Annotated in this window: 13 protein-coding genes and 1 pseudogene; 11 read left to right on the top strand and 3 right to left on the bottom strand. The window is 70.8% G+C overall.

The genetic code is table 11. The features are described from left to right. The 8 genes and pseudogenes from HV824_RS28845 to HV824_RS28810 all read left to right on the top strand — a co-directional run. Positions 1–609: pseudogene (locus tag HV824_RS28845) on the top strand (serine/threonine protein kinase); the annotation flags it as partial. Between the two features lie 52 nt (positions 610–661). After that, positions 662–2,989: a lantibiotic dehydratase gene (locus tag HV824_RS28840; protein WP_176416682.1), complete on the top strand. Its 2,328-nt coding sequence runs from the start codon at positions 662–664 to the stop codon at positions 2,987–2,989. Then, entirely contained in the window at positions 2,986–4,542 is a 1,557-nt protein-coding gene (locus HV824_RS28835; RefSeq protein WP_176416683.1) for a hypothetical protein, read from the top strand. Before HV824_RS28840 ends, HV824_RS28835 begins: the two co-directional genes overlap by 4 nt. Beyond that, a complete protein-coding gene (locus HV824_RS28830; RefSeq protein WP_176416684.1) occupies positions 4,539–6,836 on the top strand; it encodes a lantibiotic dehydratase in 2,298 nt (765 codons plus the stop codon). Before HV824_RS28835 ends, HV824_RS28830 begins: the two co-directional genes overlap by 4 nt. Before the next feature lie 108 nt (positions 6,837–6,944). Then, a complete protein-coding gene (locus HV824_RS28825) occupies positions 6,945–7,406 on the top strand; it encodes a hypothetical protein (protein WP_176416685.1) in 462 nt (153 codons plus the stop codon). Between the two features lie 203 nt (positions 7,407–7,609). Then, the gene (locus HV824_RS28820) at positions 7,610–8,011 is read left to right on the top strand and encodes a hypothetical protein (RefSeq protein WP_163784532.1); all 402 of its coding nucleotides are present in this window, start codon (positions 7,610–7,612) and stop codon (positions 8,009–8,011) included. A 12-nt stretch (positions 8,012–8,023) separates the two neighbouring features. Next, positions 8,024–8,404, top strand: a complete 381-nt coding sequence (locus HV824_RS28815; RefSeq protein WP_176416686.1) for a hypothetical protein — start codon at positions 8,024–8,026, stop codon at positions 8,402–8,404. Between the two features lies 1 nt (position 8,405). After that, the gene (locus tag HV824_RS28810) at positions 8,406–9,515 is read left to right on the top strand and encodes an FAD-binding oxidoreductase (protein WP_176416687.1); all 1,110 of its coding nucleotides are present in this window, start codon (positions 8,406–8,408) and stop codon (positions 9,513–9,515) included. A gap of 93 nt (positions 9,516–9,608) precedes the next feature. On the opposite strand, the gene HV824_RS28805 is transcribed toward HV824_RS28810, so the two are convergent. Together HV824_RS28805 and HV824_RS28800 are read right to left on the bottom strand one after the other, a co-directional pair. Continuing rightward, positions 9,609–11,447: a tetratricopeptide repeat protein gene (locus HV824_RS28805; protein WP_368738120.1), complete on the bottom strand. Its 1,839-nt coding sequence runs from the start codon at positions 11,445–11,447 to the stop codon at positions 9,609–9,611. A gap of 191 nt (positions 11,448–11,638) precedes the next feature. After that, positions 11,639–11,947: a hypothetical protein gene (locus tag HV824_RS28800; protein ID WP_163787602.1), complete on the bottom strand. Its 309-nt coding sequence runs from the start codon at positions 11,945–11,947 to the stop codon at positions 11,639–11,641. 210 nt (positions 11,948–12,157) lie between these two features. Here HV824_RS28800 and HV824_RS28795 point away from each other — a divergent pair, with 210 nt between their 5' ends. From HV824_RS28795 to HV824_RS28785, 3 genes are all read left to right on the top strand, one after another. Continuing rightward, entirely contained in the window at positions 12,158–12,709 is a 552-nt protein-coding gene (locus HV824_RS28795; RefSeq protein ID WP_176416689.1) for a molybdenum cofactor carrier protein, read from the top strand. 89 nt (positions 12,710–12,798) lie between these two features. Further along, positions 12,799–13,194 carry a hypothetical protein gene (locus tag HV824_RS28790; protein WP_176416690.1) on the top strand — a complete coding sequence of 132 codons (396 nt, stop codon included), beginning with the start codon at positions 12,799–12,801 and terminating at the stop codon, positions 13,192–13,194. Between the two features lie 10 nt (positions 13,195–13,204). Continuing rightward, positions 13,205–17,470 (top strand): AAA family ATPase, encoded by a 4,266-nt coding sequence (locus HV824_RS28785; RefSeq protein ID WP_176424705.1) that lies wholly within the window; start codon positions 13,205–13,207, stop codon positions 17,468–17,470. On the opposite strand, the gene HV824_RS28780 is transcribed toward HV824_RS28785, so the two are convergent. Continuing rightward, positions 17,463–18,878 carry a radical SAM protein gene (locus tag HV824_RS28780; protein WP_176416692.1) on the bottom strand — a complete coding sequence of 472 codons (1,416 nt, stop codon included), beginning with the start codon at positions 18,876–18,878 and terminating at the stop codon, positions 17,463–17,465. The genes HV824_RS28785 and HV824_RS28780 overlap by 8 nt on opposite strands. Positions 18,879–19,174: the final 296 nt, after the last annotated feature.

Raw genomic sequence — 19,174 nt, 5'->3', positions numbered from 1 at the left:
GCCACCGGCGATGCCCAGCCACTTCCACGGCAGCCGCCTCCTCCACGCCCCGTGGCGCCCGCGAGCCGCGCCGCCGCGCCCGCGGAGGAACCGGCGGAGAAGCGGCTGCCGTGGAAGTGGCTGGGCATCGCCGGTGGCGGCGCCTTGGTGCTGGCCGTGGTGGCGGTGGTGATGGCGCGCGATGGTGACTCGAACTTCGTCAACGTGGGGCCCGGGGAGCACGTCTACGTCGGCGGCCTGCGCCACGAGCCGGGGACGGAGGTGCATGACCCGTCGGGTGGCCCGCTGCTCATCTCCACGGCGGTGGAGGGGAAGCTGCGGCGGTTCGGCACCACGCAGCAGCGCGAGGGCATCGACGTGCGCACGTTGGCGGACGCCTTGCCGGAGCCAGGCACGACGGGGCTGCTGAGCGTGACGGGCGCGGCCCCTGGCTGTGAAGTCCACGTCGGTGGCGCGATGCTGCCGGGTGGAACGCCCCTGCTGAAGGCGCGAATCGAAGCGGGCCGCGAGCTGGAGGTCCTGGTGCGCTGCCCCAGCGGCGTCAGCAAGCTGTGGGTGATGGCCGTGCCCGGACAGCAAATCGAAGTGAAGTCGCAACCGCGAAACTGAGCGGCGCGCTGCTGGGCGCCGCGCCGCGTCCCGGACGAAGGGTGCGAAACGCATGAAGGGCTGGACCCTCTTCCCTCACCTCGTGGTTCGCACCACGGGTTTCCCCTTCGATTGGCTGGAGCGGCTGGGGTGTCCGGAGGCTGCCCGGGCCGCGCGCCAGCTGGCCTCGGCGCGGCGGGCGCTGGAGGCGCTGAAGGCCCAGGGCCCTCGGGTGAAGCGGCCCTCGCGCACGGTGCTGTCGGCCCTGAAAGCCGGGCGCCCGGTGGACACCGAGGGGATGGCGTCACCCGAGCTGTTCACTGAGTGGAACGACCGTGCCCGGGCCGCGCAGGACGCGGAGGCCGCCTTCCATGCGGCGATGAAGCAGGAGTCCCTGGCGGTGGAGGACGCGCTGAGGGCCCTGCGACAGGCGCCGCGCTTCCTGGAGGCGGTGGCCAGCTCCAGCCCGCCCGTGGCGAGAGACCTGCTGGACGGGCGAGACGGCGCGCGGTTGCGGCGACAGGTGGCCAGCTACCTGCAGCGCATGTGCGCGAAGAACGAGACGATGGGCTTCTTCGGCCCCATCAACTACGGATACGCGGACGCGGCCGCGCCGACGGGCGTGACGCTGCGCTGGTCCGGGCCGGAGGTGCTGACGGGGCGGAACACCTTCGCGGCGTCGTGGCTGGTGCAGGGGCTGGTTCGCGCCATCGCCTTCGACCCCGAGGTCGCCGCGTGGCTGGTGCCGCGCCGCAAGGCCTTCGCGGAGGTGCCTTCGCGCAAGACGCTGCCCGCGCCGGAGAGCGCGGAGGCGCTGCTGCCCCGGCTGGTGGAGGCGGTGGATGGAACGCGCACGCTCGCGGGGCTCGCCTCGTCGCTGGGCGTGGCCCCGGGCCTGGCGCGCGAGGCGGCGCGGATGGGCTGCGAGAAGGGCCTGCTGACGCATCAGCTCGAGGTGCCCGCGGCCACGCACCACCCGGTGGATGACCTGGCCGAGCGCGTGGCGGGCCTGCCGTGTCCCGCGGCTCGGAGGCACGTGGAGGGCTTGAGCGCGCTGCTGGCGCTGATGGCCGGGTACGGCGCCGCGGATGCCGCGGGGAAGATGGCGCTCCAGGCGGCCTTCGCGAAGCGCGCGAATGAGCAGTGGGGCGTGGCGCCGCCGTCCGAGCGAGGCCCCGCGTCCGAGTCGCACAACTTCTACCAGGACCGGCTGGCGCTCCGGGAGGAGTGCGGCGGTGATTTGCGGCTGGAGGCCGGAGGTGAGCGGGCGCGTGAGCTGGTGACGCGCCTGGAGCCCGCGCTGGCGTGGATGGGCGCGGCGGCGCGGCGGACCCGGGAGGCCGCTCGAGCCACCGTGGCGGGGCTGGTGGGCGCGCGCACGGTGCCGTTCTGGAAGGTGGCCGCCGCGTACTCGGACCGGCCGGTGCCGTTGGATGGCTCGGTGGCGGAGCTGCTGGCTGGCGCCGTGGGAGACGCGTCCGCGCGCTGCGCGGACCTGGGCTCGGTGACGCCGCCGCCGCTGGACGGCGACGCGAAGGCGCTGCCGCTCGTCACGTCCGTGGACCTGCTCGTGGGGGCCCGGGACGTGGAGGCGTGGAGCCGCGGCGAGTACGAGCTGGTGATGGGCGACGTGCATGACACGGCGCTGGTGTGGGGCTGGGCGCTCCAGTTCCACGAGGCGCGCGGCCGGGTGGAGAGCGCCATGGTGCGGGCGCTCGGGGCCTTGAGCCGGCCGGTGCCCCTGGTGACGGTGCTGGCGTCGCGGCGCACGGGCCTGCTGCCGTCGGAGTTCCCGGGGCCCGTGGTGGAGCTGGGCGGTGTCAGCGCACGGGCCTCCGCGTGGCGGCTGCCGCTGGATGACCTGTTCGTGGAGAGTGATGGCGCGCGGGCGCGGCTGGTGTCGAAGCGGCTGGGCTCCGAGGTGTGTCTCTACAACGGCGAGCTGGACAGCCTGGTGCACACCGCCTTCTCCCTGCCGCGCATCCGCCCGCTGCGCGTGTCGCTGGGCGAGCATACGCCCCGGCTGACCCTGGGCGGCGTGGTGGTGCAGCGCGAGCAGTGGCGGCTGTCTCAGGCGGAGCGGGAGGCGCTGCTCGCGGGCCGCGATGACTCGGCGAAGCTGCGCGCGGCGGTGAGCGTGTGGCGCGAGCGCGGGATGCCGGACTGCGTCTTCGCGAAGTTCAAGGACGAGCGAAAGCCGGTGCTGGTGGACGTGCGCAGCCCGCCGCTGCTGCGCGTCTTCCTCAACCTGCTGGAGCAGAAGGAGGAGGTCCTCCTGTCGGAGATGCTGCCCTCGCCGGACCAGCTCTGGCTGCGGAGCCCCGCGGGCGGGCGCCACACCGTGGAGCTGCGTTGCACGCTGATGTGGGGCGCACAGTCCGCTGCCGGTGCGCGGGAATGAAGCTGCTCGTCCTGCCACCCCACCGCGACGTGACGCTCGTTCCGGAGGCGCCGGAAGGGTGGCGGTGCGTCGACGTGGCGCGCGAGTTCTGCCGGCGCGTCTTCGCCCGCGATGCGGTGGAGGCCGCCGCCGTCGCACGCGAGCGCGCCCCCGCTACCGCGCAGACGATGCGTGAGCTGCTGCTGGTGCGCGCCGCCCAGTCGCTGCATGCACGGGAGGACGCAAGTGTGAGCACCCACCTGCGTGCGCTGGGGGCGGTGCTCTCCGCCATTTCCGGGCCGCCCGACGGGGTACACCTCCGGCTGGATGATGTGGAGCTGGCGGGCGGCACCACCGAGCGGAGCGCGGACGTCTTGCGCTCCCTGGACCAACCCGCGTCCTACCTGGATGACCTGTCCCGCGCCGCCGAGCGCTTCGCCGGCGCCGAGCGGGTGCGGCTCTGGCTCGAACGCGACCTGCAACTGCCTGCCGCGGCCTGGCTGGCGCGAGCCTGTCCGGAGGACGTGCCGCTCGAAGTCGCGGGGCCGTTCGCCCGGGCGCACCGGGCCGTCCTGGCGCGACTGTCCGTGTTCCAGCGCGCCACCTTCGTGGACGCGGTCCCCCTGCGCTGGCGCGTGTCGCCCAGTCTGGACGAGACGTCCCCCACGTCACGCGTCTGGCTCTCCGAGGCGCTGGAGGTGAGGGCCACCACGCTGGACACGTTGCGAGCCCTCACGGGAGGCGAGGTGGGGTGGGCGGGGCATATGTCACTCGACTCGCTCCTGCATCCGGACGTGTTGGTGGCGAGCGGCTGCAAGGTGGCCGCCGTGGGGTTCTGCGCCGCGGACAACGACGCCTGGGTCGACCCGTTGGGGGCTCGCGTCTCCCGAGCGGCGCTGGCGCGGGGCGCTCGCCGGCTTCGGGACGCGGGGGTTCACCTCGTGGCGGAGTGGTGGGTCGGCGCGCCCGGGGTCGACGAGGCGGACCTCGACGCGACGCTCGCCGTGCTGGACGCGGAGCCGGTGTTCGACAAGCTCGCGGGAGTGCGTCCCTTCCACTGGCCGCGGACGCCGCCTGAGAGTGGCCGCCCGCTGCTGTGGCCGGACGTGAAGGTCGGCGCGCCACCCGATGACCGGGACCTCGCGAGGAGCCGGCCCTTCGAGCACGCCCGCTCCATTCCCAGTGCCCGCGTTCCGCAGGTGCTCGAGGGGCTCGCGACGCGGCTGCTCGCGCGAGGACCGCTGAATCCGGGCCGGGTCGCCGCCGCGTGTCTTCCCGAGGTGCCCCGGCCCCGTGCAACGGACGCGAGCGCGGCGGCCATTCGACTCGACGCGGACTGTGCGTGGGTGCAGCTCCCGGCGGGACTGGATGGTGCGCCGAAGCCGTCGTGGTTCGCGGCGAACCTCCGCACGGGCTCGGTGCTCGCGATGGACGCGCGGCTGGCGCCGAAGCTCGCCGGGCTCGTCCGGCCCATGGAAGTGGCCAGCGTGCTGGGGGCCGTTCCCCAGGCGCAGCGGGAGAAGCTGGTGGACACACTGGTGGCCAGGTCGGTGCTGACGAGGGTGAACGGATGAGCGAGCCCTGGACGTTGGGCGAGGTATTCGTGCTGCGGCACGCGGGCTTTCCCTTCGACTGGCTGGAGTCGCTGGGGATGCCTCAGGCGGTGCTGGACGACGTCGCCCGGTTGCTCGAGGCCGAGGATGCGCTCGTGGACGCCGTGCGCGCGGAGAAGGGCGCGTCCGGCGCGCAGGCGCTCCTCGATGCGTTGGCCCAGGGCCGTGAGCCCCGAATCGACGCACGGCTGGGCCCGCCGTGTCAGGATGCATGGGCGCGCTACCAGGCGCGTCGCGAGTCCGTCCAGGCGCTCTATGCGGCGGAACGCAAGACGCTGCGACAGCGCCTGCGCGAGCGAGCGGCGGACCCCGCCATCCAGGAGGCAGTGTTCCTCTCCAGCCCGGCGATGTTCGACAACGTCTGGGTGCGCTACCTGCGCGGCGGGGAGCGGCCGGACACGTCCGATGCGCGCCGGGTGGAGCGGCAGGTCTACACGTACCTCCAGCGCTTCTGCGCGAAGAACGAGACGACCAGCTTCTTCGGCCCCATCTCCTACGGCGAGCGCACCCACGATGACGGCTATGACGTGCGCACGGTGCCCAGCGGAAGCACGCGCCGCCGCACGTTCTTCTCCTTCTGGGCGGTGACAGAGCTGGCTCGCGCGGTGGGGCGGGAGCGCACGCTGCGCCCGCACCTGCCGCTGCGCCTCAATCCGCTCTTCACGGTGACCCCGGGCCGCGCCCTCTGCGAGCCGCTGAAGCTGGACGTCACCTTGTCACCCGAGGCGGAGCGCCTGCTGTCGGTGCTGCGCGAGCACCCCACACCCGCGCAGGCGGCCGGGGTGCTCGGCCTCCCGGTGGTGGACGTCGAGCGCCAGGCGCTGCCGCTGGTGAAGACCGCGTTGCTGCTCTGGGGCCTGCCGTTCCGGCCCAACGACTTCGGCACCTTCGAGAGCGTGCGGGACGCGGTCGCGGCGCTCCCCGACCTGGAGGCACGCACCCGCTGGCTGGAGCGGTTGGAGTCACTGGCGCGTCTCAAGGCGGACTTCGAAGCCGGGGACCTGACCCAGCGGCGCGAGCTGCTGCCGCGCCTGGAGGCCGCCTTCACGGAGGTCACGGGCAAGCCCGCGCGCCGAGGTGACGGACAAGTATACGCGGACCGCCTCATCCTCTACGAGGAGGCGAGCTCGCCGTTCCGGCTGCGCTTCGGTGCGCGCTTCACCGCGGAGCTGGAGGCCGCGCTGACGGGCGCGCTGGAGCTGTCGGCCGCCTATGGCGAGAAGGTGCAGCAGGGCTTCCGGGAGCAGGTCCGCGACGCGCTGGGCCCGGACGCGGGCCCCATGGACCTGCTGGACTACGCCGTGAGGCTGCGTCCCGACGGCGTGACGGGCAGCCGCTTCTCACCCGTGCCGCCGGTGATGCTGGAGCCGGAGGATGGCCGCGCGCGCGCGCTGCCCGTGGACTTCCTGGGCACGTCCACGCCGGGCGGGCGCTACGCCTTGCCGGACGTGTGCCTCGCCGCGAAGCCAGACGGAAGTGGCTTCGAGGTGATGCTGGCGCGTGTCCACCACCACCTGCTGCTGTGGAGTTGGCTGAGCGCGTTCCAACCCGAGCGGGAGCGTTATGCCTCGGTGGCCTCGCGCTGGCTGGAGCAGGACGCCGCGGCGCGGGGGCTCGTGGGGCTGGCCATCCGCAGGCGCAACAAGGGCTTCTACGTCTATCCGGGGCGGCGGTTGGTGTACTCGGTGTCGGACGTGCTGGACGTGGACGAGGGCGCCCTGACGCCGGGGGACGTGAAAGTCCGGCCGGCGCCCGACGGCCCGGTGTTGGTGGACGGGAAGGGGGAGCGCCTGAGCTTGTACCTGCCGCTCGATGACTTCTCTTCCTATCCGCCGTTCGCGGCGCTGGCGCATCCCCAGGTGCTGCACGCGCCGCTGCGGACGCAGGGCGGTCACCTGCCGCGGCTCAGCGTGGGCGGCGCGGTTTACCAACGCGAGCGCTGGAACCTGGCGGCGGAGCGGCTGGGGAAGCCCACGGGCTTCGAGCTCTTCCTCGCCGTGCAGCGGGAGCGGCGCGCGGGTGGGTGGCCTCGCTTCGTGTTCATGCGCAGCTCGAAGGAGCGCAAGCCGTACCTCATCGACACCGCGAGCCCCTTCGCCATGGACCTGCTGTCACACCTGGCCCGGGACGCGGAGCGCCTTTCCGTGGAGGAGATGTACCCGGCGCCGGAGCAGCTCTGGCTGCGGGACGAGCGGGGCCGCTACACCTGCGAGCTGCGGATGCAGTTCACCCGCTGGAGCGAAGTACCGGCTTGACGCCCTTTGACATCCGGGGCGCTTCGGTTACCAGAATGGTCCCTTCCCCGGCCTGGCGGTGCTTCCCGCCTTGCCAGGATTTCGGGTCCTTTTCTGAGGAGACAGTCAATGTCCGGTGAAAACGTCGTCGCTCCCCCCGTCAAGAAGCTGAAGCGGCCGGTGGAGGAGGTTCGCGCGGAGCTGCTGGCCGACGCGGACGTGAAGGAGCAGGCCCGTCTGCTCAAGCTCCCCGTCGAGGAGTACGTCGAGAAAATCATCGACTACGCCCTCAACCCGGAGAAGCCGCCCCAGCTCCAGATCGTCCCCGACGAGGAGCTGAAGGCCAAGGACCCCAACGTGCCCACCATCGAGGAGCTTCAGGGGCACCTGCAGGCCATCGTCGACGGCCGCGTCGTCATCAGCCGGGCGCATCAGCGGGACGGCTTCAGCGACCAGGACGCGGACGCGCGCTACAAGGCGGCGCTCGCGTCCGACGCGGCGCAGCAGGGTGCCCCCGAGAGCCGCAAGGGGACGTCCGCCAGCGAGCTGCACGCCACGGAAGGCAAGAAGCCTGGCACCGACAAGAATTGATCGGCGGAGGAACAGGCCCGGGGATCATTTCCTGGAATCTCCGGTGCCTTGCCCCTGAGCCAAGTCCTTGAATTCAATGGGGTCCCGAAATGGCGTCCGGTTTTTTCGGGTAACAGGGAAACAAATACGCCCATCCCCCGACAATTTTTACATCGGACGCACTTGATGGCTGCACCGCAGCCATCTTTCAAAGGGGAATTACCATGGGTGGCCTCAAGAAGATCGTTAGCAAGGTGCTGGACGTCGTCAAGCCGTTCGTGTCCGCGGTCAACCCGCTGCTGGGCGCGGCGATGGGCTTCGCCAGCGGCCTGATGCAGGGCAAGAACCCGCTGCAGGCGCTCATGGGCGCGGCGACGGACCTGATTCCGGGTGGCGGCGCCCTGAAGAACACGGTGGGCAAGTTCGCCAGCCAGTTCCTGATGGACGGTACGGGCGGCAACAGCCTGCTGAGCGGCGCGCTCAACCTGGCCACCGGCAAGAGCAAGGTCACCGATGTGCTGGGCGACCTGATGAAGAACACGGCGAAGACGGGCCTGAGCCAGCTGGGCATGAACAACGCGGCCGAGCTGTCCGCGCAGCGCATGTCGCAGTTCCTGGTTTCGTAATATCGTCGCCGGATGACGCCCATCCCCTACGTTCCAGAGCTGCACTTCGCTCAATTGCAGGAGTGGCTGCGGTTCTGGAACGATGCCGTCACGCCAGAGACGCTTCCGCAGACGGGCTTCATCATTCCTGGCAAGGCGGCGGGGTTCCTCTACCGGACCGACAGCTCGCTGGCCATGATTGAGACCCTGGTGGCCGCACCGGGGTTGTCCAAGGAAGAGCGGAGCGCGGCCGTCGACCTCGTGGTGGCTGCCATCTGTGAGGAGTCCACGAGGCTCGGGTTTCAATTGCTGGTGGGCTACACCCAGCTGGACGCCGTGGTGAAGCGCGCCGAGCGGCACGGCTTCGTCTACGTGGAAGGTGGCTTTCACGTCATCGCCAAGCGGCTCAGGTGAAATGAGGCCTGGCGCCGACATCTTGATTCTCGGAGCCGGTGTCGTGGGCCTTTCGGCCGCGCGCCGGCTCTCTGCTTTGGGCGCGAGCGTCACGGTGCTGGACGCCGTGGACCCAGGCGGCCGGGGCTCGCGCGCCGCCGCGGGAGTCGCCATCCCGTCCGTGCGGCTGTTCGATGACCCGGTGATGCTGGCGTTCGCCCGGGCGGGCCGCGGCGCGCTGGCGGAGGACCTGGCCTCGCTCCCGGGCGGCGATCAGCTCCGCCGAGGCAACGGCATCCTCCGCGTCGTAACGGACGCGAAGGCGCGCGATGCGCTGGCGGCGAAGGCGGTGGCGGACGCGGAGGGGCTGGGCACCTGGCGGGACGCCGCGAGCCTGGTGTCGCTGGAGCCGGCGCTGGAGGGCACGCCGCTCTTCGGCGCCTTCGAGACGGACCAGGGCCACCTGGTGGACACGGACGGCTACGTCGACGCGCTCCTGAAGGCCGCTGCCCACGTGGGCGTGCGGCTGCGGCTGGGCGTGGCCGCGCGCTCCGTCTCCGAATCGTCCACGGGAGTCGAACTCCAGACGGAAGGGGAGACGCTCCGGGCGGACCGGTTGCTCGTGTGCGCGGGGCCCTGGTCGGCGGGCGTGGCGGGGTTGCCTTCGTTGCCGTTGAAGCCCTTGCGTGGGCAGATGCTGGTGGTGCACCAGCCGGGCTTGCACCTGACGCGCGTCGTCTCGGGGCCCTCGTACCTGGCGCCGTGGCGCTCGGGTGAAATCGTCGTGGGCGCGACGGAGGAGGACGCGGGCTTCGTGGAGCAGGTGACGCCCGCGGGCCTGCTGCACCTCAGCGCCACCGTCGCGAAGCTGGCGCCGCGTCTGCGTGACGCCCGGTTCGTCCGCGCATGGGCGGGGCTGCGTGCCGCGACGCCGGATGGAAGGCCCTACATCGGCTCATACCCGGGAACGCAGCGCACGTTCGTCGCCACGGGGCTGGGGGGGCAGGGCATCCTGACGGGTGCGTATACCGGTGCCTTGCTCGCGGAGCTCGTGGCGCGGGGGCACAGCGCGGAGGCCGAGCCCTTCGCTCCGATGCGTCACCTGGGCGGCGTGGCGACGGAAGGACGCTGAGGCGGGCTCGGCCCGTTGCCGGTCGCGGCGGGGGCTGACGTAAGGCGCGGCGCCGGAGGCTTCGTCGCCGGCGCGCCGCGTCTCAGCGGGACGTCAGTACAGGTTCACCGGGTCGAACGGGCGGTTGAGCTTTGTCCGGGCGCGAGGCAGCACCTCATGCACCGCCTTCGCCTCACCCTGCGCGAGCGCGGCCTTCAGCGCCTCTGTCTGCTTCGGCCACGTCGTGCTCGCCTCGGCGCACCGCACCGCCTCCGGCCAGTCCGTGCGTCCAGCCGCCACGGCCTGTCCGGCCAGGCTCTCCGCCGTCTTCAGCGGGTCTCCAATGGCGCGAGCGTGCTCCTCCGCGCGGGTGAACCAGTCCACGGCGACAGCCGGCTGCCGCTCGTCCAGGAACAGGCGTCCCAGCTCCGCGGCAATCACCTGCCGGTGGAACGAGTCGCCCAGCGCATCGGCGTTGGCGAACGCCTCGGTGAAGTGGGCCACCGCCGCGTCACGCTCGCCTGCGGCCAGCTCCAGCCCCGCCAACCGGTAGCGGTGGTGCTTGGCGAAGTTCACGCCCCAGCTCTCGCTGATCTTCTCGAACCGGCGCCACGTGGAGATGGCGTCGCCGTACTGGCGCGCCGTCTCCTGCAGATAGCTGGCGTTGGAGATGAGGTTGATTTTCAGGTGGGTGGCGCTGGCGTCGTGCAGGTCCCCCACGCAGCGCATGGCCTGCTTCTCCTCCACCAGCGCCTTGTCCAGCTTGCGCTCCTGGAACCACGTCAGCGCGCAGACATTGCGCAGCCAGCCCTCCTGGAGCGCGCGGTCCGGCGACGCGCTGCGCTCCAGCGCGGCCAGTCCCGCGGCCACCTCCGTCCGCGCGTTGGGAAGCTGTCCGAAGCGCTTCGTCAGGGTGAGCGCGCGGAACATGTGCAGCCGCGCCACCAACTCGGGAGGAATCCGGCATTCCAGCCCCCGGGCAAACGCCTCCATGGCCGCGTCGTGTGCGCCGGTATAGACGTGGACCACGCCCATGCTGCGAGCGAACAGGGCCTTGAGCTCGTCGACGTCACCCAGGCTGGCGCGCTCAATCTCGATTGCGGGCGTGGCGAAGCCCGTGTCCAGCGTCTCCCAGGCCTGGACCACGCGAGCCGCCAACGCCGCGTCCGCGTTCGCCGCCAACACCGCCAGCCCCTGCTCGGCGGCCAGCATGGCGCCTTCGTAGTTGGTGGTGAAGAAGCAGCTCCGGATGGCGAGGATGGCGGCGGCCACCCGAGTCTCGGGCGCCTGGGCCGCGTCCACGGCGACCTGGAGATAACGGCCCTCCAGGTCCACCGGCGCCTCCAGCGCGCGCGACGACACCGGACCGGGCGTCGGCGCGCGGGGCGCGCGCATCCGGTCGCACAGCGCATCCAGGTAGGCCTGCCGCCGGGCCTCGAAGGACTCCGCGCCATGGGGCCGGCGCACGTTCCACCCGGTGAACAACAGGGTGCCCTCCAGCCCTTCCAGCCGGCTCCACTCGGCGGCCCGCATCACCGCGCGCAGGCTGACCAGGTCGCACTCACCCGCGCCATGGAGCACCAGGGGCCGGCCGCTGACGCGCAGCGTCTCCATGATGGCCTTCGCGGCCACGTTGAGGACCCAGAACATCTGCTCCGACTCGCGGTGGAGGCGGCGCTCGGAGGGCGTCAGCGCCAAATCTCCGAGGTCCGGCACGCCGTCGATGGCGCCGGGAAACAGCCGGTTCCATTCGGAGGGATGGGCGCGGGACAGGGCGTGGACGACCTGGGGCGCGGCGGCTTCACACGCGCGAAGGACCTTCCTCAGCCCGCCGAACGCGACAGGCAGGGCCACCCCCACGTCGACTTCGATGGCGTGCGACGGCGGCGCGGCGCGCGGCGACGTCTCCACGGTGACAGCCAGCTCGCGGGGACGCGCGAAGGGGGGACTCACGGGAGGTTCCTCGGAGGGGCTCAAGGTGGGGGTGAGACAAAAAATCTGTCTCACACGCATCCTCACACCCTCTCAGGAACTGAGCAATCGGGCCTGCCCGGAAAATACCAGGTGAAGCGTCATTTTCCAGGCGTGGCCGGGTGCGTCGAACCCGGCGCCTGGAGATCCGTTCCCAGCGGACAACGGGAACGTCAGTCATGCGTGCCGATGTGTTGATCGCCGTGGTGAGCGCAAACCCAGTGGAAGGCGCAGGAGCAGGCCACGGCGCGGGCGCGGGTGCAGCACCGGCCGCCGAAGTGCTCGGGGAGGGCCGTGGCCTCGTCGTCCTCGGGGGGCTCCGGCAGGCACCGGGGCGCCGAGCGGCCGGATTCGGCGGGCTCGCTGTCGCAGCAGCCGCGCTCCATGCAGCGGGGGCACAGGGACAGCTCGCAGTGGGCGCACCAGTCGAACACTTCACCGGCGCTTCCGCGGCGCTCACATCCTCCACAACTGTCGAACATGGACGACCTCCAGGCGCATGCGGATGAAGGTAGAGCGGGGGTCTGACAGGCGAAGCGTCCAATCCGTCACGCTCCAGGAGCGAAGGCTTCCATCGGTGAACGCCCGGCGGGGGGGAATGTGGGGCAATGAACCGTCGTGAGAGGAACCCAGCGCGCGGTTGGAACAAGCTGGAGGGCGGGCCCGTCATACCGGGGGAAGGAGCGAAGCCCATGCGCAGGCCACGGCGAATCATCGGTGTCTTCGGTTCTGGCAAGGAGGACCACGCGGAGCGGGTCGTCCCGCTGGTCCGGTGGATCGCCGAGGCGGGCTTCGACCTGCTCACGGGCGCGGGCAGCGGGGTGATGCGGACGGCGGCGGACGCGTTCGTCCAGGTGGCGTACCGGCACGGCATCTCCATTGGCATCGTCCCCGGCACGGTGGAGGGCGGCGAGTACCGACCCCGCCCGGGCTATCCCAACCCCAACGTGGAGCTGCCCATCTACACGCACCTGCCGCTCAGCGGCGTGCAGGGGACGGAGCCGCTCAGCCGCAATCACATCAACGTGCTCACGCCGCATGCCCTGGTGTCACTGCCCGGGGGCGCGGGCACGGTGGCCGAGGCGGCCCTGGCCCTGCGCTATGGCAAGCCCGTCATCCTCTACGGGCCGCCGGAGTCGTTCCGGCGCTTCCCCACGGAGCTGGAGCGGACGGACTCCCTGGAGCGGGTGGCCGAGTTCCTCCGGGCCGCGGTGCGTGATCCGCTCCGCCTGACGGCGCCGTAGCCGCTGGAAAACGTCTAGGATGATGCACTCGGGGGAACGGGCGGGGGCCACCCAGGCAGGGCGGGCCGCGTCGTCTCGAGTGCGCCATCATGATCAGTCCCGACCATCCGCTCGCCAGCTGGTTCCTCGTCATCGCCGGGACGCTCTTCCTGGTCGTCATCGCGCTTCCCCTGCTGCTGATGCCCCTGACGTGGGCGCGCTGGTTCGGGTGGCGGCTGCCAGAGGGGAACAATCACCTCACGGTGTACTTCGGGCGCTGCCTGGGCGCGGTGGCGCTGGCCATCATCCTCACGGCGGCCCGCTTCGTGTCACGGCCGGGCCCCGCCATCTTCGACCTCATCGGCTGGGTGTGTGCGGGAATGGTGGTTGTCCACACCTGGGGCGCCCTGAAGAAGGCGCAGCCGGTGTCGGAGACGGTGGAGATTGGCTTCTATGCGGTGGTAGGCGTGCTGGCCATGTGGATCCGCTTCAACGCCCTGAGCTGAGCGCACGGCCATGTCTCCGGTGGACATCGACCCCATCCTCGCGACGTTGGCGCCCTACATCCCCGGCGCCGTGCTCCGGCGTCTGGAGCACACGGAGGCGCACGCGCTGCCGCTCGTGGAGCCGGTGCGCGGCGCCATCCTCCTGCTGGACATCGCGGGCTTCACGCCCATCGTCGTCAGCCTGAGCGGCGCGGGGCCCCGGGGCATCGATGCGCTCCAGCGGCTCCTGACGAGCTACTACACGGAGATGATCGACGTCGTGAAGGACCACGGCGGCGACATCTACCAGTTCGCCGGCGACTCCATCCTGGCCTGCTTCGAGGTGGAGCCGGGCATGGACGCCAGCGGCGCGGTGCAGCGCGCGGCCCGGTGTGCGTTGGACGTCCAGCAGCGGCTGTCCCACTTCGCGCGACTGGAGCTGCTGGGCCAGCGCTTCAGCGTGTCGTCGCGCATCGGCATCGGGTTCGGCGAGGCCCACCGGGTGGTGCTGGGCGCCACGGGGATGTGGATGCACCCCGCACTCATCGGCCAGCCGCTGGCGCAGGCGGTGGCGGCGGAGAAGCGGGCCACGGTGGGGGAGGTGCTCCTCAGCCCGGAGGCGTGGGCCCTGCTGCCGGAGCCGGCCCGTCAAGGCGAGGCTCGCGGCGACGCGTACCACCTGGCGCCCACCGCGCCGTTGCGTGTGCCTCCAGCGCCCGCCTTCGTGTTGCCCTCGGGGCCGGAGCTGGTGGCCCGGTGCTCGCTGCTGCTGCACCCGGTGCTCTTCACGAAAATCACGACGGCGCACCAGGAGTTCAGCGGCGACTTCCGCGACGTCACCTGCTTCTTCCTCCGCTTCGACAGCCAGCGCGCGTCCGCGCGGCCGGAGGACTTCACCCGCGAGCTGAACGCCTTCTACGAATACGTCCAGCGGGAGAGCGCGCACCACGGCGGCGTGTTGCTGATGACGGACTTCACCGACAAGGGGAACGTCCTCTACGTCATCTTCGGCGCGCCCACGGCCTTGCAGAGCAAGGAGGTGCTGGCCTGCCGGCTCGCGTGCAAGCTGATGCGGGAGCGGGAGTCCTTCCCCTTCGTCGCGTCGCTGCAGATTGGCATCGCCACCGGCCCGGCCTACTTCGGGGACATGGGCTCGCCCTGGCGCAAGGGCTACTCCGCGCTGGGCGAGGTGGTGAACATGGCCGCCCGCCTGATGACGCACGGGCAGGGCAGCGGCATCCACATCGACGCGCAGACGGAGCGCAAGCTGCACCAGGGCGGCTTCGACACCGATTTCGTGGAGGATGCGCGGCTCAAGGGCGTGTCGCGCGCGGTGCCCGTCTACCGGCTGTCTGCGGAGGTGCGCCGCAGCCTGTTCCTCAAGGGCAAGGGCGACATCGTCGGCCGGCAGCAGGAGGTGGAGGCGCTGCGCCAGGCCGTCGACGAATCGCTGCGGGGCCACGGCCGCATCTGCGTGGTGTCGGGCGAGGCGGGCATCGGCAAGTCGCGGCTGGGCGCGAAGGTGGTGGAGGTGGCGGAGGCGCGGGGGGCCCACAGCCTCTACGGCATCTGCTACTCGTACGAGATGTTCACGCCCTTCTTCCCGTGGAAGGAGGTGCTGGTCCAGCTCTTCGGCCTGCACGAAGGCGACGACGTGGAGACGCAGCTGTCCCGGCTGCGCCAGGGCTTCGCGGGCCTTGAGGACACGGGGCCGGAGTGGATCCCCGTGCTCGCGGGCATCCTGGGGCTGCCCGTGGAGGAGTCACCCCTCACGCGCGACCTGGATGCCCGGCGGAAGAACCAGAAGCTCTTCCAGGTCATCCTCCAGCTCCTGGAGAAGCTGTCGCGCCAGACGCCGGTGCTGCTCTTCTTCGAGGACCTGCACTGGGCCGACAACATCTCCGTGGACCTCATCGAGTACGTCGCCGCGCGGCTGTCCCCGCTGCGGGTGACGCTGCTGGTGACGATGCGGCCGGGCGAGCACCTCAAGAGCCTCAAGGGGCTGCCCGGGCTGCGGTGGTTGGACCTGTCCAGCCTGGATGACGAGGACACGCGGGCGCTGCTGCGGTTGCACCTGCGCATGGAGACGCCGGACACGGCGCTGGAGGATTTGCTGCTGGCCAAGGTGCAGGGCAACCCGTTCTTCACCGAGTCCATCGTCCAGGGCATGGTGGAGAAGGGCTACCTGGGGCCGGTGGCGCCGGGCGCGGACCGGCTGGAGCTCAAGCGCAGCCTGCAGGGGCTGGAGCTGCCGGACTCCATCCAGGACGTGGTGCTGACGCGCATCGACCTGCTCACGGAGACGGAGAAGCTGGTGGTGCGCGTGGCCTCCGTGGTGGGCCGCATCTTCACGCTGGAGGCGGTGGCCGCGCTGGCGCCCGGCTCGGTGTCCCCGGAGCGGATTCGGGAGGCCATCGACACGCTGACGCGGCTGGGGCTCATCCTCCTGGAGCTGGAGGAGCCGTTCACCTGCATCTTCAAGCACATCGTCATCCGCGACGTGGCGTACACCACGCTGCTGGTGTCCGCGCGCGAGGACCTCCACCGGCGCATGGCGCGCTTCATCGAGGCCCGCGCGGGGGACAACCCCGTCAAGTCCGCGGGCATCCTGGCCTACCACTCGCTGGCGGGAAACGACGAGGTGAAGGGCCTGGAGTACACGCTGATGGCGGCGCGCAGCGCGCGCGAGCAGTACGCCAACGACGACGCCGTCCACCACTACAACCGGGCCATGGAGATTCTGGGGGGCACCGTCGCGCTGGACCCGGAGGAGGTCCTGCAAAAGACGCACGTCGTGATGAAGGAGCTGGCGGAGACGCTGCTCAGCGCGGGCAACTACGCGGGCGCCATCCTCATGTTCGAGCAGTGCCTGGCGGACGAGGAGCAGGTGCCGCGCCGCGCGGAGATTCACCTGGGCCTGGGCCGGGCCCACCAGGAGAAGGGCGAGTCGAAGCGCGCCATCCAGGAGCTGGAGACGGCGCTGGAGCTCATGGGGCGCACGATGCCGCGGAGCCTGGCGGCGCTGGTGCTGCGCGCGGTGCTGGCCATGGGGCTGCACCTGCTCTACGGCCTGTTCCCCTGGCTGGTGCGGCCGCTGGGCGCGCGCCTGCCGCTGTACCTGAAGCAGCTGTCCACGCTCATCTCGCTCATCAAGATCTACTACTTCGCGGACATCGGGAAGCTCACCTGGGCCACGCTGGTGGCCACGACGATGGCGGAGCGCTCGCGCAGTGAGTACGGCCTGAGCCTGGCGACCAGCTACTACGGCTCACTGCTGTTCGGCTCGGGGCTGGTGGGGCGCTCGGGGTACTGGTGCCGGCGCGCGCTGGAGCATGCGCGGCGCTCACGGGATACGGCGGCGGAGGGCGTGGCGCTGAGCCGGTTGGCCACGCAGTCCATCTTCACCAACGCGCAGGCCCGCGCCACGGAGTACGGCGAGCAGGCCGTGGCGCTGCTGCGGCAGGTGGGGGACATGTGGGAGGTGCAGACGGGGTTGATGATGCTGGCCACCAGCCAGTTCCTGGCCTCGCGCTTCGAGGACGCCGAGCGGGCCTACCGGGAGATGGGCCGCGTGGGCGTGGAGCTCAACGCGCTGATGCACCAGGGCTGGTCGCACGCGTGGGTCCCCATGTGCCGCTACCTGCGGGGTGACGGGGACGTGGGCGAGCTGTGCGCGGAGCTGGAGGAGGGCCTGCGCATCAGCATCGACGTGCAGGACCTGGCCAACCAGTGCGCCAGCCTGAATCACCTGGTCAACGTGGCGGTGCGCGAGCACCAGGTGGAGGAGGCGGCGCTGATGGCGGTGCGCGCCGACGAGGCGCTGTGGCGCTACCACGTGCTGGTGCCCTTCCTCCAGATTGGCCTCGTGGACGCGGCGGAGGGCGCGCTCTTCGCGCTGGAGCAGGGCGCCGTCTCCGTGCCGCGCGAGCAGCTGTGGGCCCTCTATCGCCGCTGCGCGCTCAAGGCGCGGGCCCTGGGGGCGCTCTATCCGTACCTGCGCGGCCCGGCCATGCGGGTGATGGCGCGCGCGAAGGCGCTCAAGCGGGGGGCGAAGGCCGCGGAGCCGCTGTTCGACCGCGCGCTCGAGGTGCTGGAGGCCACGCCCAACCGCTGGGAGACGGGCGTGGCCTACCTGGACGCGGCGGCGGCGTTGCCGCACCGGCGCACGGCGTTGCTGGCCCGTGCGCGTGACATCTTCACCGCCATTGACGCGCGGGCGGAGCTGCGGCGGGTGGAGCGGCTGGAGTCCGGTCCCCAGGACGCCGCGCCGCACCTGTCCGCTGCGGCGCTCACGTGAGCCGCTGCGGCTGGAGGCCGAGCTGGGCCATCTGTTGCGTGTCCCAGTACTCCAGGGCGTCCTGCCCGGCGATGTAGCGGCGCGCCGTGTTCTTCAGCGGGTTTCGGATGCTCACGATTTCGGGCCCGGAGAAGAGGATGGTCTGCTTGTAGCGGGGCATGTCGCTCATGGAGAGCTTGGACCAGTAGTGGCGGGCGATGTTGGGCAGGCTGCCGAGCTGCGCGCAGAGCCGGTGGAAGTGCTCCACCACCTCCGACGTGTGCAGGTGCTTGGGCTGGTGGCAGAGCGTGTAGCCGTCATAGTCGCGGCTCAAGGTGCCCGGCAGCAGGCGGTGCTCCGCCTGGAGCTCGCGGAAGAAGGGCGTCTCCGGGTAGGGGCAGACGATGCCCAGGAAGGTGACGGAGAAGTACTGGAGGTCGGCGAGGTACTCGGGGAGCTTCTCCAGGTAGTCGTTGGTGTCTCCGTCCGAGCCCACGATGAGGCCGAAGGACAGCAGGATGCCGGCGGAGAAGACGCGGCGGATGACGGCGTCCACTTCGCTCAGCTTGTTCTGGCCCTTGTTCATGGCCTTGATGGAGTCGGGGTTGAGGGACTCCAGGCCGGTGTAGACGTAGCGGCAGCCCGCCTTGGCCATCAGCTTCACCAGCGACTCGTCCTTGAGGACGTTGAAGGTGAGCGCGCAGCCCCAGGTCTTCTTGAGGGGAATCAGGGCCTCGCACAGCTCGCGCAGGTACTTCGGTGAGCCCCCGAGGTTGTTGTCCAGGAACATGAAGGCGTCATCCATCAGCCCCATGAAGTTGGGGTTCCAGCGCATGTGACGCTGGATTTCGTCGATGACGTGGGCGACGGGGCGGTAGCGGTAGCGCTCGTTGCCGGTGAGGACGCAGAAGTTGCAGGAGAAGGGGCAGCCGCGCGAGGCCTCGATGCCGGGCAGGCGCAGCTTGTTGTGGGTGAAGTCGATGAGCTCGTAGCGGTAGGGGCGGATGGCGGCGGGGCCCAGCGGCGGGCGCTGGTAGCGCGGCTGGAGCTGGCCCTTCTCGAAGTCCTCGATGAGCGCGGGCACGTTGGCCTCGGGCTCGCCGGTGATGACGGCGTCGAAGTACTGCTGGGCGTCGTCGGGGAAGTAGCTGGCGTGCCGGCCGCCGGCGACCGTCGTCATGCCGCGCTGGCGGAAGAGGGTGGAGAGCACCTTGGTGTGCTCGTAGTAGGAGTGCAGATAGGAGAAGAAGACGAGGTCCCAGTGGCGGTCCAGGGGGAGGTCGCACTCCTTCTCGTTGAAGATCTCCACCTCCGCGTGCGCTGGGCACAGGCCGGCGATGAGCTCCGGCACGGAGGACTGCATGATGGAGGGCTCTTTGAGGCGCAGCCGGGTGGGGTGCGTGTACGTGGCGATGACAGCAATCCGCATGCGATGACGTGGCTCCAAGACGAGGCGGCGCGGCCACGTTCCGGCAAGGAGCACTCGTCACCTGGTTCGGCTCCCCCCGGCCTGGCCGTGAAAGCAGAATCCCCCTGTTTCACGCTTCACGCAAAATGACAGCGGTTCGGCGCGTCCGTGTTCGTGATTCCTAGACTGTCGTGTTTCGCAGGCGACCCGCCGTGCCCTCGGCTTCGTCACACCGTGTGCATGGAGTTTCAATGAGTGGGTCATTATTTAGTCAGGGTCCGCTTGCCGACCCACCCCGGCTTGGACTGAGTGCCCCC

Origin of the sequence: Myxococcus sp. AM009 (genome assembly GCF_013372605.1) — a bacterium.
GTDB classification, from domain to species: domain Bacteria; phylum Myxococcota; class Myxococcia; order Myxococcales; family Myxococcaceae; genus Myxococcus; species Myxococcus vastator.
The sequence above is the reverse complement of the archived record's forward strand: the minus strand, read 5'-3'. Positions and strand labels throughout refer to the sequence as shown.

Coding starts and splice junctions, on each gene's coding strand:
- HV824_RS28830 (WP_176416684.1), top strand. CDS start 4,539: ATGAGCGAGCCCTGGACGTTGGGCGAGGTATTCGTGCTGCGGCACGCG.
- HV824_RS28825 (WP_176416685.1), top strand. CDS start 6,945: ATGTCCGGTGAAAACGTCGTCGCTCCCCCCGTCAAGAAGCTGAAGCGG.
- HV824_RS28785 (WP_176424705.1), top strand. CDS start 13,205: ATGTCTCCGGTGGACATCGACCCCATCCTCGCGACGTTGGCGCCCTAC.
- HV824_RS28780 (WP_176416692.1), bottom strand. CDS start 18,878: ATGCGGATTGCTGTCATCGCCACGTACACGCACCCCACCCGGCTGCGC.
- HV824_RS28820 (WP_163784532.1), top strand. CDS start 7,610: ATGGGTGGCCTCAAGAAGATCGTTAGCAAGGTGCTGGACGTCGTCAAG.
- HV824_RS28795 (WP_176416689.1), top strand. CDS start 12,158: ATGCGCAGGCCACGGCGAATCATCGGTGTCTTCGGTTCTGGCAAGGAG.
- HV824_RS28790 (WP_176416690.1), top strand. CDS start 12,799: ATGATCAGTCCCGACCATCCGCTCGCCAGCTGGTTCCTCGTCATCGCC.
- HV824_RS28840 (WP_176416682.1), top strand. CDS start 662: ATGAAGGGCTGGACCCTCTTCCCTCACCTCGTGGTTCGCACCACGGGT.
- HV824_RS28800 (WP_163787602.1), bottom strand. CDS start 11,947: ATGTTCGACAGTTGTGGAGGATGTGAGCGCCGCGGAAGCGCCGGTGAA.
- HV824_RS28815 (WP_176416686.1), top strand. CDS start 8,024: ATGACGCCCATCCCCTACGTTCCAGAGCTGCACTTCGCTCAATTGCAG.
- HV824_RS28810 (WP_176416687.1), top strand. CDS start 8,406: ATGAGGCCTGGCGCCGACATCTTGATTCTCGGAGCCGGTGTCGTGGGC.
- HV824_RS28835 (WP_176416683.1), top strand. CDS start 2,986: ATGAAGCTGCTCGTCCTGCCACCCCACCGCGACGTGACGCTCGTTCCG.